The following is a 17126-nucleotide window of genomic DNA, read 5'->3' as shown; positions in this document are numbered from 1 at the left end:
AGCCAAGAATTGTGCAATAGATTCCTTGGTATTATCCTTTTAACCCGCTTTCACCAAACCCAAACAAACTAGTTCATGTCAAAGAAGAGCACCCTGGCCATTTTATTGGCTGCCGCCCTGCTCACGCAGGCACAAGCGCAGACCAAGCCAAAGACCACCCCGGCCAAAAAAGCCACCACTGCCGCCAAAACCCAGCAAGGCACCCGAAAACTGGAGACTGTTACCCGTAAGAGCGGTGAACTGGTGATTCCTTACGAGAAATACCAGTTGCCCAACGGCCTCACCGTGATTGTCCACGAAGACCATTCTGACCCCATCGTGCACGTGGACGTGACTTACCACGTTGGCTCGGGCCGTGAAGAGGTAGGCAAATCGGGCTTTGCGCACTTCTTTGAGCACATGATGTTCCAGGGCTCAGACAACGTGGCCGATGAGGAACACTTCAAGATTGTCTCTGAGGCCGGCGGAACCCTGAACGGTACCACCAACCGTGACCGCACCAATTACTTTGAGACCGTTCCTTCCAACCAACTGGAAACCGCCCTGTGGCTAGAAGCTGACCGTATGGGCTTCCTGCTGGATGCCGTGACCCAGAAGAAATTCGAGGTGCAGCGCGAGACCGTGAAAAACGAGCGCGGGCAAAATTATGATAACCGTCCGTACGGCTTGGTGTATGAGAAAACCTCAGCGGCCCTGTACCCTTACGGCCACCCGTATTCCTGGACTACCATCGGCTACATTGAGGACCTGAACCGGGTAAACGTAGACGACCTCAAGAACTTCTTCCTGCGCTGGTACGGCCCTAATAATGCCACGCTTACCGTAGGCGGTGACGTAACGCCTGCCCAGGTGGTGAAACTAGCCGAGAAGTACTTCGGCTCTATTCCTAAAGGGCCAGAGGTGAAGAACATGAAACTGGCGGCTCCGGTGCTTACCCAGGACCGTTACATTTCTTACGAAGATAACATCCGCTTCCCATTGGTGCAGATGACACTGCCTACCGTTCCGGCCAATCACCCAGATGAAGTAGCGTTAGACGTGCTTTCCGATATTATTGGCGGTGGCAAAACGTCTATCATTTACCAAAACATGGTAAAAACGCAGAAAGCCAACCAGGCGGGTGCATACCATTCTACCTCAGAACTAGCCGGAGAATTCACCTTGTCGGCCCGGGTGCTTCCAGACCAAAGCCTGGCTGATGCCGAAAAGCAACTGCGTGATGCCATAGCCGAATTCGAGCAAAAAGGCGTGACCGATGAGGACCTTGCCCGTTACAAGGCTTCTTTTGAGGCGAGCATCATCAACAGATTGTCCAGCGTGTCTGGCAAAACCTCTACCTTGGCTGCCTTCCAATTCATGACTGGTAACCCCAACTTTATTACAAAGCAAAGACAAGCGGTTAACGCGGTCACCAAAGCAGACGTGCTGCGCGTGTACAACCAATACGTCAAAGGCAAAAAAGCCGTCATCCTGAGCGTGGTGCCGAAAGGCAAATCTGAGCTGATTGCCAAAGCCGACAACTTCAAAGTAGACCCATCTGGCTACAAAGCCCCGGCTGACCAATACGCTGGCTTGAAGTACGTGAAGGCGAAAGATACTTTTGACCGCAGCAAACGTCCGGGTGCGGGCGCGGTTCCTGCCATCACCGTACCGCCGTTCTGGAAAGAAAGCCTGGCCAACGGCATTAAAGTCATAGGAACTAAAAACGATGAGGTGCCTACCGTAACCTTGCTGTTCACCCTGCAAGGCGGCCACAAACTGGAGGCCCACGATCCATCCAAAGCCGGCATTGCCTCGTTGACGGCTTCTATGCTGAACGAGTCTTCCCAGAAATTCACCGCTGAGCAAATCAGCACCGAACTGGAGAAACTGGGTTCTTCCATTGGGTTTGGCAGCGGTGCCGAAAGCATGACCGTGCAAGTGCAGTCTCAGGTGAAGAACCTGGATGCCACCCTGGCCTTGCTGGAAGAGCGCATGTTCCGTCCTCGTTTTGACGCCGCTGAGTTTGACCGTATCAAGAAACAGCGTCTGGAAGCCATCAGAAACCAGAGCACGCAGCCTACGGTGGTCGCTGATAACGTGTACAACAAAATGTTGTACGGTGAAGGCAACATCCGCGCCATTCCGGTGGTGGGCACTGTCCAAACCGTGGAAAGCATCACGCTGGATGACGTGAAGAAATTCTACGCGAACTACTTCTCGCCATCTGTGACTAACCTGGTGGTGGTAGGTGACACGGAAAAAAATCAAATCATGTCTAAATTGGCGTTCCTGAACAAGTGGGCTCCCAAGCCAGTGACCATGCCCGCCGACTTCAAAACCGCTGGTATTGACAAGACCAAGATCTTCCTTGTAGACAAAGAGAAAGCCGCCCAGTCTGAGATCAGAATCGGGTACATGGCGCTGCCGTATGACGCTACCGGCGAGTATTACAAAGCCAGCCTGATGAACTACGTGTTGGGTGGGGCCTTCAACAGCCGCATCAACCTGAACCTGCGCGAAGACAAAGGCTACACGTACGGCGCGCGTTCCGGCTTCTCTGGCACCGAGGAAGCAGGCCCGTTCACCGCTTCAGCCGGGGTTCGCTCTAACGCTTCTGACGCTTCCGTAGTGGAGTTCATGAAAGAGATCAAACGTTTTAGGGAAGAAGGAATCACGGATGCCGAGTTGGCTTTCATGAAGAACGCCATCGGCCAGTCTGATGCCCGCCGGTACGAGACCTCGTTCCAGAAAGCAGCCTTTCTCAGCAACATGCTCCGCTACAACCTAACGCCTGACTACGTGACCAAGCAGAACGAGATCCTGCAGAACATCACCAAAGAGGAAATCAACGCGTTAGCTAAAAAGTACCTGCCGGTAGATAACATGAGCATCATGCTGGTGGGCGACAAAGCCGCCATCAAACCAGGCCTGGAGAAACTGGGTTACGACGTGGTGGAACTTGACCCAGACGGCGCCCCGGTCTTAGCGAAAGCTGATGCCCCGGCCACGCCGGAGGTGAAGTCAGAAGAACCCGTGAAAAAAGGCCGCAAAGCCAAAGCGCAAGGCCGCATTTTCTAAGCTCTTTCCAGCCGGTTTGTTTAGTACCTCACCCCTGCCCCCTCTCCCACAGAGAGGGGAACCCCGCTGACGCGTTTTAGGCCTGTTTTGCGGGAAACAGGCTTTAAACGGCCTTGGCAGAGACATTCGTAGGAGCTGCGCACACTACGGTCTTTGAAGCAGGCAGCATCACGGAAGCAGGTGGTTAGAAAGAACTGGCGTGAGACTCCAGTCTCGTGACTAAGGATGAGGCGAGTCTCCAGACCCGCCGGGAGCCACCAACAGGATTGCGAAGGTCAATAAAGTAAGGTGAACCTGTTTTAAAGGCGTTTTCGGGAAAACAACCCGGAAACGCCTTTTTTCTTGCCCCCTTCCTAAACAAGAGGCTCTACTTGGAAGGAACAATGCGCCTTTCCGCGCGAAATCAATACAGGATTCTGGCAGAAGAATTTCCCTCCTGGGAGCCCCTACAGCTCTTTCGGAGTTCCACTCCGGAAGCAGCCTGCCGGGGAGTTCTACTCCCCTTCTTTTGCCCATAGTTCACAGCGGAGTGGAACTCCGCAGCAGACAAGTTCGGGAGTAGAACTCCCGAACAGCAAGGCAGTAAGGTTTTTTAAAGAACTCTACCAGAAGAATCCCCCCTGGTAGAGGTAGGTTTACCAAGGACGGAGACAAATGCGTTTTCGGCTTGCTTTCAGAAAAACAGGCTGAAAACGCCTCGGGGCTAAATGGTAAGCACGAAGCCAAGAATAAAGCCACCTTCTTGTCTTTACCCTTCCGCAAGGCTCTTGGTGGCCCGGCAGTAGGCCCCAACTAAAAACAACGCGAACCAGGTTCTTTCTCAAAAACGCTTCCGCAGTTGTACGCCGCTGTAGAAGTTGCGGCCCGGTGCGGCCTGGAAGTAGCGGTTCCCGAAGGCGTTTAAATCGTTGCCCAGGCTGTAGTCGCGGTCAGTGGCGTTGTCTACGCCGGCGTACAAGTCCAGGTGCCAGGTCTGCGCGAAGGCGCGGCGGAACCCGGCGCGGGCACCCACCACAAAGTAGTTGGGTGCGTAGACGGTGTTGGCATCGTTCAGCGGGACTTCTGCCGAGTAATTGGCGGTGGCGTTGAGGTACAGCCCCAGACGGCTTTCCGCGTCCAGGCCGGCCACGGCTACGTGCGGCGCGGTACCGGTAAGGCGGTTGCCCGAAAAATCATTCTCGTTCTGCTGGTAGTTCAGGAACCGAAAATGAGTATAGGTGTACGTGCCCCAAAGCCGAAGCAAACTAAATGCTTTTGCCGGTGCCTGCACAAACGCATACCCAGCCGCTACTTCCACCCCTTGTTGCTTTGTGCTCCCGGCGTTCGCAAACACGGCTACGCCAGATGGTGTGGTGCGGCTCACAATGGTTTCTTTCAGCTTGAAATGGAAGCCTACCACATCAAAGGTAAAGCGCTGATTGAACAAACTTCCTCTAAAACCAGCCTCGTAATTCACCCCGCGCTCTGGCTGCAAAGCAAGGTTGATGCTGGCATCTGAAGGACGCACCTCGGCCTCAGTGGGCGGCGAGAACCCGGCACTCACGCTGGCGTGCGCCGATAGCGTGGGCGAGAGTACTTTCACCAAGCCTACGCGGGGCGAGAACTGGGCATCAATGCTGCGGGTTTGCTCATAGTTGGGATTGGCGGCGGCTTCAGAAACCCGGGCAATGTCATAGCGCAACGAGTTAAGGCTGGCTCCTACGGTGAGCAGAAAATCAGAGGGCAAGTCCACTTCGGCCTGGCCGAAAACAAAGCCTTCTTGCACGGTCACCTCATCGTCATAATTCAAAGCACCGGGCGTACCGGCCTTGTTCACGTACTGGCGGGCATTCACAAACCGGCGCTGGCCCTCGGCACCCAAGGTGAAACGGGTTGGCAGTGAACCTATCTGGGTTCTATACGTGGTGCGCGTACGGCCCCCGAAGCTTTGGTTCACGTTGCGCTCATAGTCGGTCACGAAGGGATGGTTGAGGAAGCTGAACACGCCAAACAGAGACGTGGTGTTGCTCCAGCGTTCATTGAACTGGTAGTTGTGCACAAAGCCCAGGTTCAGGCCTTCCACGTTGAGCGAGGCGTTCTGGTCTTTGTTCTGTTGGCGGGCCGCGCGCGGATTGGCGGCAAACTGTTCGCGGGTAAGCGCGCCGGGCAATTCATAGAACAGGTCAGAGTACAAGGCGTGGAACGAGAAGGTTTGCTTCTGGTTTGGAAAAAACTGCCCCGAAAGGAGCACGGTCTTGCGGTCTAAGGCGCTTTGTTCGCGGTAGCCGTCCAGCGTCTGCCGGTCAAAACGCAGCAGCAAATTCGACTTCTCAGAAGCCACACTAGCCGACGCAAATCCCCGGCGCAGGCCAAAAGAACCTACCTGGGCTCCGGCCATCACACTACTTTCCACGGGCTTCAGTGTCTCCAGCAAAATAGTACCGCCCGTTCCCGCGCCGTACACACTTCCGGCCGGGCCTTTGAGAACTTCAATATTGCTGATGGTGGCGGCATCCAGCATGTTCAGCGGAATAGTGCCGTTGGCTTCCACCAGCGGCACTTCGTTCAGGTACACTTTCACGTTGCGCACGCCGTACGGCGCGCGCAGAGAACTGCCCCTGATGGAGATGCGGTAACTGGCGGTGGCCCGTTCTTCCATGCGCACGCCGGGCAACGTGTTGAGCGCGGGCACCAAGGTGGTTTGGGAAAACCGTTCCAAGTCGCGGGTGGAGAGCAGCCCGATGGCCCCGGCGGTTTTCTGCAAGGGGCGGCGGGTCTCGTAGCCTCTCACCACTACCTCCTGCAGATTCACGGCCAGCGGCTCCAACAAGATGACCACCTGTTTTCGGCTCTGCGGCGGCACCAGTTTCTGCAAGCGGTGGCTGGCGACACGTTGCACCACCAAGGTATCAAAGCGCGAAGCCAGCACCATCCGGAACTGGCCCGAAGCATCTGTCAAGACCTGGTTCCCGGTGGTTGCTTCACTTATCACCGCTCCTTCCAGCGGCTGTTGGGAACGGGCATCCAGCACGCGTCCGTTCACGGTGACCTGCGCGAAGGCGGGAAAAAAGGAAATCACAGAAAGGAAAAGAAATAGGTATTTCATGAGAAGTAATGGCAAGAGAGCCAACTGTGTTTACTAGGAAAAACGGCATCCGCTTCTGTACCCAAACCCTTGGCTAACTGGCTAGACAAACCCAGTAGCTTCTTTTTGGTTGCGTCTGCCGGGTTTGCTTACGAGTTCTGGGGTAAATAGACGGTACAAACCTAAGAAAAAAGACCTTTCGCAGAAACCTCACCCCCAGCCCCTCTCCCACGGAGAGGGGAGCCTTGCTGATGCGTTTTGGGGCTGGTTTGCCGAAAATGGGCTGGAAACGGCAGAAGTACTGCTACCCGCTCTTTCAGATTTATCAATCCCGAACAGCAACGCATGCTCCTCTCGCCCCAGCGTTTTAGGGCTGTTTTTGGGAAAACAGGCTGGAAACGGCATTGGTACCGACGCTCGCAGGTCTTTTAGACGCTACGAGGTCTTTGGGACAGGCGGTTTAGCGGAAAATGGCCCAAAACGCGGAAACCTGTGAGGTCTCCAAGGCCTCACAGGTTTAATAAGTACTGGCGCGAGTCTCCTGTCTCGTGACTTGGGGTGAGGGGAGTGTCCAGACTCGCCGGGAATTAGACGCTACTTACTTTTGCTGGGGGTAAAGGATCGCGTAACTCACCTCCTGGAAATAGCGGGACAGGTAGCGGGGAACCACGTTGAACTCGGGGCGGTAAGATACCGTGTGCGGCCGCGCCAGTACCACCGTGAACAAATCGTTCTTGGTGATGTCTTTGGCCAGGGATTGGAAATTGTCCCAGTTCTCATAAAGCTCGTAGCTGATGTTCACGGTATAGCGGTCTTGGTTCTGCACGAAGGCTTCTAAGGTTTTCAATGTACCGGCCGCGCCCAGGATTCTGATTTTGGCGCCTGCCCCTTTGGCTAATTGCAGAATGGTGTTCACCCAGAACGGGAACCCGGCCTCGCGTTCAGAGTTCCGGGGCACCACCACTATAATGGTCTGAATGGTATTGAGAGGGTCGCAGAACTTACAGAAGATGGTCTGCACGGAAGTGTGGTTCACCACCCGGTTCAGGATGCTGCCCCAAAACCACTCGCGGGTGCTGAGCTTGCCGTTCCAGGCCATCACAATCTGGGTGATGCGCAGTTCCCGCACCGCCCTGATGATCCCGTTGCCCACGTTGATGTCTACCCGGTACACCGGCCGTATCTGCTCTGCATCTTCGGTCACTTCCTGGATGACGGAGGCTACATCGCGCTGGTGGAGTTTGATCTTATCCTCGGGGCTGTGATGCTCTGAGACCACCACCAGCGGCAGCAAGGGTTCTACCGAGATGGGATTCTTGATGAGCAGAGAAAAGTCCAGCAGTCGTTTCAGGTGCTCCATGTTCTCTACCGGAATCAGGATACGCTCATCGCCTTCGGTGCCCTCGGGGACTTTATCGGCCATGGCAATCGCAATCTTCCTACCGGCTTTTTCGGCCACAATGCTACTGATGAGGCAGGAAACCAGAATCAGGAGAATGGTGCCGTTCAATGCCCTTTCATCCAGGATCTTCAGGTTATACCCAATCAGCACCACGGCAATGGTGGCCGCCGCGTGGGCACTGCTCATCCCAAAGATCAGGTTCCGTTCATTGGCGTCAAACCCGTAGATTTTCTGGGTGAGAAAAGCCGCCAGCCATTTACCGGCAAATGAAATGAGGATGATCACAGCCGCTACAAACAAGGCCTCGGGGCCTTCCAGCAGCACCCGCACGTCTACCAGCATGCCCACACTAATGAGGAAGAACGGAATGAACAGCGTGTTGCCCACAAACTCGGTGCGGTGCATGAGCGGCGAGGCTTTGGGGATAAGTTGGTTCAGGGCCAGCCCCGCCAGGAACGCCCCAATGATCGGCTCGGCCCCGGCTACGTGCGCCAGAAAACCGGACAAGAACACCACCGCCAGCACGAACAGGTACTGCGCGTTGCCCTCGCCCTCCAGTGCCCTGAAAAACCATCGGCTTAGCCGCGGCACGCCCCACAGCACCACCAACACAAACACCGCCAATGAAGCCACAAACTGCACCCAGAACAAAGGCGACAAATCTGGTTTCTGCAGATTGGTGACCACCGCCAGAATGATGAGCACGGCCGCATCTGTGATGATGGTACCGCCCAAAATAAGGGTCACGGTTCTGTGCTGCGTAATGCCCAAACGGCCGATGATGGGGTAGGCCACCAGCGTGTGCGTGGAGAACATGCTGGCCAGCAGAAAAGACGAAAGCAGGCTATACCCCAGAATATAATGCGCGCCCAGAAAACCCAGGATCAGCGGAATGATGAATGTGAGCGCCCCAAAAACAATGCTCTTGTTCTTGTTCTGCTTAAAATCATCCATGTCCATCTCCAGGCCGGCCAGGAACATGATGTAGAGCAACCCAATGGTACTGAACAACACCACGCTTTCATCGCGCTCCAGCACGCCCAAGCCGTGCGGCCCCAGCAACACCCCGGACAGGATAAGGCCCAAAATACCCGGAATCCCCATCTTGTTGAAAAGCATGGGCGAAAACAGGATCACCAGCAGGATGACCGCAAACACCAGCACCGGGTCTTGGATAGGAAGCTGGAACAGCGACGGGGACAATAAAACCATTAAAGTATAGATCAAGGAATAGAGTACAACCAGGTACGATGCATCTGAACGGATGTTCCTGCATTCCCCTGCCCTTACTTGAAACAGATGAACTAGTTCTGGCAATTGCCCTTCCATTCCCTATTCTCAGTACATTTTCAGAAAACAGGGTAAAAACCGCAAGAAGGAATGCCTTTCTGGTAGCAGGAAGAGCATTGTATCTGTATTAACAGCCTGAAACACTATGCAGCCGTTATTCGGTAGTCCACTACAAGTAAGGATAAACGAAAAAGCACTCGCTCGCCTCCGGCAAGGTGGGGTACCTGCGATATAGGCTTTTGGAAAAGAAATGACCTCGAAGAACCAAAAGGGAGGCAGCGGCGCGCACTTTTGGCTTCGAGGTCATTTCAGTCCCGCGTCAATTTATTTAAACCGAGTGGGGGAGGTTTCAAGCAATTCCTTTACTTCAACGCCAAGGTTCCTTCCACGGTTTTCTTGCTCTTCTTGGACTGGGCATCGGGCTGGGCACCGCCAACGCTGATGGTAATATGGCCCGGTACGTGCTTGGCGGTACCGTCCTCGGCAATCAAGCTAAGGTCTTGCGGACGCAGGGTGAAGGTCACTACTTTGCTTTCGCCACGCTTCAGGGCGATGCGCTCGAAACCTTTCAAGGCTCTGACCGGCGTTTTAAACCCGTTCTGCTGACGCGTGAGGTACAACTGTACCACTTCTTCGCCGTCCATCTTGCCGGAGTTGGTTACCCGTACGCTTACCTGTACCGGGCTGTTCACCACGCTGTTTTTAGGCAGATCCAGTTTGTCATACGTGAAGGTGGTGTAGCTCAGGCCGTGCCCGAAACCATACAGCGGCTGGCCTTTGAAGTAGCGGTACGTGCGGTTGTCCATGGAATAATCGCCGAAGGCAGGCAGGTCTTTGTCGCTTTTGTAGAAAGTAACCGGTAAACGGCCCGCCGGGTTGTAGTCGCCGAACAGCACATCGGCGATAGCCGTACCCGCCGATTGCCCGGCGTACCAGGCGTTCACAATGGCCGGAATGTTCTGCGCTTCCCACGGCATGGCAATGGCGCTGCCCGTCATCATCACAAATACCACAGGCTTGCCGGTGGCTTTGAGCGTCTTCATCAGATCAGTCTGCACCTGGGGCAGTAAGATGGAAGTACGGTCGCCGCCGTTGAAGCCAGGTTCGTTTACCTGCATTTCCTCGCCTTCCAGCTGTGGCGAGATACCACCCACGTAGATGATGGCATCGGCGTCTTTCACGCGGTTAGCGATGGCTTTGAAATCTGACTTGGCGAAGTTACCGGCCCGCAGTTGGATAGAGGCTTTGCCGCCGTCCTGGTTGTATTCCACCACCAAACGGTATTTCTGACCAGCCTTGGTAGGCAGCTTGTAGCTTTTCGCGCCCCAACGGTTGCGAGTCCAGGCATTCAACTGTTCTTTGCCGTCTACCAAAAATCTATAGCCGTCATCGCCGTCCACCTCAAAGGTGATAGAGCCGGTGGTAGAAGCGGTATAATCAGTGGTGTAGCGGGCCGAGAAGTTGTAGGCTTTCATGTTGCCTATGACGGTTTCGCCTTCCTGCCAGAAATTGTTCACCCCGGCTTCCTGACGGGTGGCTATGGGTTGGCCTTTCAGTTCCATGTTGTTGAAATACTCTGCCTGCACCCCGGGCTTGCCTTCAAAACTCAACTGCGGGGCAATGTTGGTGTACACCAGCAGGGTGTCTTTGGTAAAGGTGGAGGCACGTTCATAAACCACCTCTGTACCGGCCCCCACTTTGTTTTTGATGCCCTGTAAGGCGGTCACAATCTCAGACGGCAAACCGTTGTAGTTCCCTAAAACCGCAATTGGGTTATCGGCGTTGGGGCCTATGACGGCAATCTTCTTCAGGTTCTTTTTAAGCGGCAGCGTGTTCTTGTCGTTCTTCAAAAGCACCATAGACTGTTGCGCCATCTTTAATGAGTGGGCTTTATGCGGGGCGCTTTCCAGTACGCTTACCGGGGTCTGCGCGTATTTCACCATGGCCACCGGGTCAAACATGCCCAACCGGAACCGGATGGTGAACAAGCGCTTCACTGATACGTCAATCATGCGCTCTTCAATTTTTCCCTGCTTTACGGCTTGCACCAGGGCTTTATAGGCATCGGTACCGCAGTCAATGTCGGTGCCGTGCATGACGGCATCGGCTGAGGCCGAGGCGGCGTCTGGGTGCGTTTTGTGGTTCTTGAAGAAGTCATCTATGGCCCAGCAGTCTGAGGTTACATAGCCGGTGAACTGCCACTGGTTGCGCAGAATGTCGTTCATGAGCACGTCTGACCCGCAGCAAGGCTGCCCTCTAAAGGCGTTGTAGGCGCACATCACCCCCGCTACTTTGGCGTTCACCACCAGTTCCTCGAAAGCGGGCAGATAGGTATCCCACAGGTCATAGTTAGAGGCGGTGGCGTTAAACACGTGGCGCTCCGGCTCGGGGCCGCTGTGTATGGCGTAGTGCTTGGCGCAGGCCGCCGCCTTCAGGTATTTGGGGTCATCGCCCTGCAACCCGCGCACGAACGCCCGGCCCAGCATGGCGGTCAGGAACGGGTCTTCGCCGTAGGTTTCCTGTCCGCGTCCCCAGCGAGGGTCTCTAAAGATATTGATGTTGGGTGTCCAGTACGTGAGGCCCACGTAACGCTGCCCGCTTTTGCCGTCCTGGATGGCTTTGTTGTAGATGGCCCGTCCTTCCAAGGCCGAAAAATCGGCCATTTGCTGCAAAGAGGTGGTGTCAAAGGTAGCGGCCATGCCGATGGCCTGCGGAAACACGGTGACTTTGTAGGGCGTACGGGCCACGCCATGCAGCACCTCGTTCCACCAGTCATAAGAGGGAATGCCCAGGCGGTCAATGGCGGGGGCGGCGTTCAGCATCTGGGCCACCTTTTCCTCCAGGGTAAGGCGCGACACCAGGTCATTTACCCGGGCTTCAATGGTGAGCGAAGGATTCTGGAACGGATAGGCATATTTTTCTTCTTTTTCCGCCGACTTGAAAGCCAACATGCCAACGATGGCACAGAAAGAGAGTAGAACATAGACTTTTTTCATGGATTCAAGCAAAAAGTGGTTGTGCGGTCTAAATTGGGGAAAATTTTCAACATTTCCGTGGCAAAGCGGCAAGTATTAGGCGAGCCTGCCCCTTTTACGGGCTGCTTTCCTTAAAAACCTTCGGGTGGGCGTTTTCTGTTTTAGGCCTGTTTTCTTTAAATCAGGCCTAAAACAGTGGGGTTCATGGTGCTCACTTGGGAGGATATTTGCATTGGACGTAATGAAAACTGGTCTGCCTTTAAAACGACTTATACGTCCTTACTGCTTTGGCAGAGACGTAATACCAGAAGTTTCGGCAGGGCAGCGAAAGCCATCTTGTTACCCTGAATAGAAGATGTGCCGGTTTTTAGTGGAGAATACCCACCAATTATCTATATTCAGCGATGAAGGCCAACCAGCAACAATTGATGAGCCCGTTAATGAAAACTTTCCACTTATTCTCTTTCTAAAACTGGGCGAAGAAGCTGAATGAAAGAACTGCAACCATATAACGGGCGGGTTAAGCAAATTGGTGAATTGCTGGAAGCCGGACGTACCCAGGCGGGTCGGGCCATCAATACCATTCTGGTGCAAACCTATTGGCAGATTGGCAAACATCTTGTAGAGTTTGAGCAGGGCGGAAAAGCGAAAGCCAAATACGGATCTGAGCTGTTAGACCGGCTATCCAAAGACCTGACCCTCAGTTATGGAAAGGGGTTTGGTCGCTCCAACCTCTTCTATATGCGGAAGCTCTACCAGGCTTTTCCAAATAGTGAGACACTGTCTCACCAATTAAGCTGGAGCCACTACTTTGAAATCCTGAAAGCTGATAATAACCTAGAGATCAGCTTTTATGCCAAGCAATGCGAAAAAGAAAACTGGAGCGTGCGCGAGCTGAAGTGCCAGATGAAAAGCATGCTGTTTCATAGGTTGGCTTTAAGCAAAGACAAAGCTGGCGTTCTGCAAATAGCAGAACAGGGGGCCGACGTCCAAAAGCCAGCCGATATCATTAAAGATCCCTACGTGTTTGAGTTTTTAGGCATTCCGCAGCAATACCAGTACAAAGAAGGCGAACTGGAAGAAAAACTGATCCGGAATTTAGAGGAGTTTCTGCTGGAGCTGGGCAAAGGCTTTGCGTTCATCGGCCGCCAATATAAAATCAGCCTGGCAAACCGGCATTTCTTTGTGGACTTGGTTTTTTACCACCGCATTCTCAAATGCTTTGTCTTGATAGACCTCAAGCGCGGCGAGATAGAGCACCACGACATTGGGCAGATGAACCTGTACCTGAACTATTTCGCCAAAGAAGAAAACGTGGAAGGCGACAACCCGCCCATCGGGATTGTATTGGGCGCTTACAAAGACCAAGTTTTAGTTGAATACGCCACGGAGAACATCAGCAACCAGCTTTTTGTAAGCAAATACCAACTCTACCTTCCAGACAAAGCGTTGCTTTCTGCAGAGTTGGGGAAGTTGCTGGAAGAGGATACAGACTAACTATACCCCCTACTTACCTGTCTGGCTATCCTCCGTATGCAGATACAAGTAAATCAATAGAGCCTTTTTCAGCAACCACCTTCAACTCACATAAGCCTTATTTTACTCTACTTTGCTAAAAACAAGCCTAAAACCGTCTCTACTCTCCTTCTTGCAAAAAGCGCCAATCGCCTCACCAGTACATCTGATGAGGCGATTGGCGCTTCCTTTTCAAAAATCAGCCTAAAAACGGCATCAACCGTTGTCCACGAAACCGGGGTACAGGGTCATGCCGCCGTCTACGTAGATGGTGGTGCCGGTGATGTAGTCGCTGTCGGGCGAGGCCAGCCAGGTGGCGACTTTGGCTACGTCTTCGGGCAGGCCAATGCGCTGGTACGGGATCAGCTTCATCAGTTCTTTTTTCTTTTCCTCGTCCTGCCACACATCGGCGTTGATGTCCGTAGCGATGGCACCCGGGGAGATGCCGTTCACGCGTATCTTTTTGGGGGCTACTTCCAGGGCCAGTGACTTCATGAGCATGAGAATACCGCCTTTGGACGAGGCGTAGTTCACGTGCCCGGCCCAGGGAATGATGTCGTGTACTGAGCTCATGAAGATGATGTTCCCTTTGGCTTTTCCCTCGGGCCCAACGTCACCTTTTTTGTCGAATATTTTGATGGCTTCGCGGGCGCACAAAAAGTAGCCGGTGAGATTGGTGGTCATCACTTTGTTCCATTGCTCCAGGGTCATCTCAGCGAAGGCATTGTCTTTCTGGATACCGGCATTGCTCACGAGCACATCTACGGTGCCAAAGGTGTCTACGGCTTCCTGGAACATGCGGGTCACGTCTTCCTCTTTGCCCACATCGGCTTGGCAGATAATGCCTTTGCCGCCGTCGGCTTCTACCTGCTGCAACGTATTGCGGGCACTCTCTTCATCGCCGTGGTAATTGATGATGACGTTGGCGCCCTGCTGCCCGAAGGCGATGGCGATTCCCTGCCCGATGCCCGAACTGGCCCCGGTGACTAAAACGGTTTGGGTGGTCTTTGTTGACATGGTCATCGTGTTTATAGTGGATGCACTCTCTTATTTTTGGTTTCTGTCTAGTTGCTTATCCAGGTTGTAGGCGGCACTGATCAAGCCCAGGTGGGTGAAGGCCTGCGGAAAGTTGCCCAGATGCTCGCCCTGGAAACCCAGTTGCTCGGCGTACAGACCCAGGTGGTTGGCGTAACCCAGCATCTTCTCAAAGTAGAACCGGGCTTTCTCTACCTGCCCCGACCGGGATAGGCATTCTACGTACCAGAACGAGCACATAGAGAAGGTGCCCTCATGGCTCACGAACCCGTCTGGCGCGGCCAGATCTTGCCGATAGCGGTACACCAGTGAGTCTGACACCAGTTCTTCTTCAATCCGTTTAAGGGTGGAAAGCCAGCGCGGGTCTTTGGGACTGATAAACCGCACCAGCGGCATGAGCAGCGTAGCCGCATCTACGGTCTGGGCCCCGGGGTACTGCATAAACGACTGCTTTTCCTCGTCCCAGAACTCGGTGAAGATGCTGCTGTAGATCTTGTCCCGCTCCGTGCGCCACGCTTCTTTCAAGGGGAAAGACCGTCTGGTGCCTATTCTAATGGCCCGGTCAAAGGCTACCCAGCAGAGCAGGCGTGAATACAGGAATTTCTTCCGGCCGCCGCGCACCTCCCAGATACCCTCGTCGGGCTGATCCCAGTTGAGGGCCAGCCAGTCCAGGTGTTTTCCAAGGCTTTCCCAGAAATCGTACGAGATCGGGTCACCGTATTTGTCTGAGAGGTACACAGAATCCATGAGTTCGCCATAGATATCCAGTTGCAACTGGGCGTGGGCATCGTTCCCAATGCGCACGGGCGATGATTTTTTATAGCCTTCAAAATGGGTCAGCTCTTTTTCCTCCAACTCTTGGTGCCCGTCAAGCGAATACATGATGCCCAAGCGGCCTTGCCCTTTGATCTCCTGGCACACTTTTTCCACCCAATGCATAAAGGCACCCGCCTCTTTGGTGTACCCCAACCGGATCAAGGCGTACACAGAGAAGGAAGCGTCCCTGATCCAGGTAAAACGGTAATCGAAGTTTCGGCCGCCGCCAATGTTCTCGGGTAGGCTGAACGTGGGCGCGGCTATGATGGAACCATGGTTGTGGGAAGCCAACAGTTTCAAGACCAGCGCCGACCGGTTGACCGTGTCGCGCCACCGGCCGGTATAGGTGGATTGGGCAATCCAGTTCTGCCAGTAGTTCACGGTCTCAAACAAGCTGGTGGTCACAAACGCTTCAAAGTCCCGCCCTTTGGCGTGTTCCCGGTCTACGTGTTCCAGAATGAAATCGGCAGATTGGGTAGGCCCTAAGGTAAACTCCGCCCCTACATCAGTGCCGGTCACCTGCAGCGGCACCGAACTTACCAGGCGTAAAACGGTGGTATCTGGGTCATGGCCGGCAAACAGCACCTCTTTCTCTGACACCCGCTGCACGGTGTGCCCGCTTTGGCCATAGTTGAACCGGGGCCGGCACTTCATCTGGTAAGTGACTTCGCCCCTAATGGAAGTGACCCGGCGCACCAGTTCCTTGCCGCTGTACAGTGCCTCAACGGGCATGAAATCAATGATCTCCCCCACGCCTTCCGGCGATAGAAAACGCGTCATGAGCACGTTGGTGTCTGGCAGGTAGAGTTGCTTTGTTTTCCTTTCCTTGAAAAGAGGCTCAATCTGGAAACTGCCGCCTTTTTCAGCATCCAGCAGCGCGGCAAAGATGCTGGGCGAATCAAAGTTGGGGAAACACATGAAATCAATGGAGCCGTTCAGGCCCACTAACGCGACCGTGTTCAGGTCTCCGATGATTCCGTAATTCTCTATGGGCTGGTAACTCATTCAGGCAAGGATAGAAGGTGATCTGGGCCAGGAAGGCCAACAGGTGCTAGTAAATACTGCCAATGCCCCGGAAGTGTTCTCCTACTCAAATGATTTCTGCCTGAGAGAAAGGTCTGTTCTTGCCCTGATTTTACAAAAAGAGCCCGAAAACGGTAGTCCTTGGCCCCTTTGGTTTTAAAGAAACCAGACAAGCTCTGAACGCACCTGGGCCTTAACCTTGTGGAAATCTGAATTGTATCTTAACTTGATTCTCTATAGGCGATAAAGCGATTTCCGAATAGTCTCTGCGGCACACAGGGGAAGGCAATGTCAAACATCTATCTTATGAGAAACAGCCTAAAACAGCTAGCCGCTTTTTCCCTCTTTGTCACTTGCTTTGTTGCTTCCTCCTGCCAGACCAATGCTGCTGCTGAAGAACGGGCACCAAGTATTGCAGGCCTCTACCAATTTGTATTGGTAATGTCTGCCACAGCGGTTGATCTGAATAAGGACGGACGAGCCTCTACCAACTTAAATGAAAGAAATAGAGGATTATGACTTTCAGTACCCAAGCGCCAGACTTGAACTCCGGCCCACTAAATTTAATACTGCCAGTAGTTTCAAACTCATTGGTATTTTCTTTCCCCCATCCAAATCTCACACCCTATACTGCCTCAAACTCTCAGACAATCGTTTTACACACTAATAATTCTCTTAATGGTGCTGGCTACACCTATGCTTATGATGAGCGAACAAAAGCCATAGAAATCATTCGGGGCGCTAACCACCAGCAAACGGAGGAAGAGTGGGGCAGATGGAATACCCTTACCGTTCAAGGCTCCAACCGCTTGGAAGCGAACGTCACTAAGCAGTATTATGACTACCAGATCAACGGTTGGCGAAAGTTGAACATCATTGTGGTATATGAGAAAGTAGAATAGAGGCATAAGCCTGTTTTGTGGTTTTGAGCGTTAGGAACCTGCTT

The 17126-nt window shown here is 53.6% G+C and carries 9 protein-coding genes; 4 read left to right on the top strand and 5 right to left on the bottom strand.

The annotated features are described in order from the left end of the window. The first annotated feature begins 75 nt into the window (after positions 1–75). Positions 76–3060: a pitrilysin family protein gene (locus HHO50_RS06200; RefSeq protein ID WP_181305121.1), complete on the top strand. Its 2985-nt coding sequence runs from the start codon at positions 76–78 to the stop codon at positions 3058–3060. An 820-nt stretch (positions 3061–3880) separates the two neighbouring features. Here HHO50_RS06200 and HHO50_RS06195 read toward each other — a convergent pair. From HHO50_RS06195 to HHO50_RS06185, 3 genes are all read right to left on the bottom strand, one after another. Then, the gene (locus HHO50_RS06195) at positions 3881–6145 is read right to left on the bottom strand and encodes a TonB-dependent receptor (RefSeq protein WP_181305120.1); all 2265 of its coding nucleotides are present in this window, start codon (positions 6143–6145) and stop codon (positions 3881–3883) included. A 577-nt stretch (positions 6146–6722) separates the two neighbouring features. Then, positions 6723–8738, bottom strand: coding sequence for a cation:proton antiporter (locus HHO50_RS06190; protein ID WP_181305119.1), 2016 nt, complete (start codon positions 8736–8738; stop codon positions 6723–6725). 440 nt (positions 8739–9178) lie between these two features. Next, complete coding sequence (locus HHO50_RS06185) at positions 9179–11812, bottom strand: glycoside hydrolase family 3 protein (protein ID WP_181305118.1); 2634 nt, start codon at positions 11810–11812, stop codon at positions 9179–9181. Positions 11813–12280: 468 nt separating this feature from the next. Between HHO50_RS06185 and HHO50_RS06180 the strand changes: the two genes are divergently transcribed. After that, on the top strand, positions 12281–13288 hold the full coding sequence (locus tag HHO50_RS06180; RefSeq protein WP_181305117.1) for a YhcG family protein: 1008 nt from the start codon (positions 12281–12283) through the stop codon (positions 13286–13288). Between the two features lie 234 nt (positions 13289–13522). Here HHO50_RS06180 and HHO50_RS06175 read toward each other — a convergent pair whose 3' ends face one another. Both HHO50_RS06175 and HHO50_RS06170 read right to left on the bottom strand, forming a co-directional pair. Further along, a complete protein-coding gene (locus tag HHO50_RS06175) occupies positions 13523–14323 on the bottom strand; it encodes an SDR family oxidoreductase (RefSeq protein WP_181305116.1) in 801 nt (266 codons plus the stop codon). Between the two features lie 30 nt (positions 14324–14353). Beyond that, on the bottom strand, positions 14354–16162 hold the full coding sequence (locus tag HHO50_RS06170; protein WP_181305115.1) for a glycoside hydrolase family 15 protein: 1809 nt from the start codon (positions 16160–16162) through the stop codon (positions 14354–14356). A gap of 324 nt (positions 16163–16486) precedes the next feature. Here HHO50_RS06170 and HHO50_RS06165 point away from each other — a divergent pair, with 324 nt between their 5' ends. Then, entirely contained in the window at positions 16487–16699 is a 213-nt protein-coding gene (locus HHO50_RS06165) for a hypothetical protein (protein ID WP_181305114.1), read from the top strand. Then, positions 16696–17082 (top strand): hypothetical protein, encoded by a 387-nt coding sequence (locus HHO50_RS06160; protein ID WP_181305113.1) that lies wholly within the window; start codon positions 16696–16698, stop codon positions 17080–17082. The genes HHO50_RS06165 and HHO50_RS06160 overlap by 4 nt, the downstream gene beginning before the upstream one ends. Positions 17083–17126 lie beyond the last annotated feature (44 nt).

Origin of the sequence: Rufibacter sp. XAAS-G3-1 (assembly GCF_013623775.1) — a bacterium.
Taxonomy (GTDB): domain Bacteria; phylum Bacteroidota; class Bacteroidia; order Cytophagales; family Hymenobacteraceae; genus Nibribacter.
Note: the sequence above shows the minus strand (reverse complement) of the source record. Positions and strands in the feature narration are given on the sequence as shown.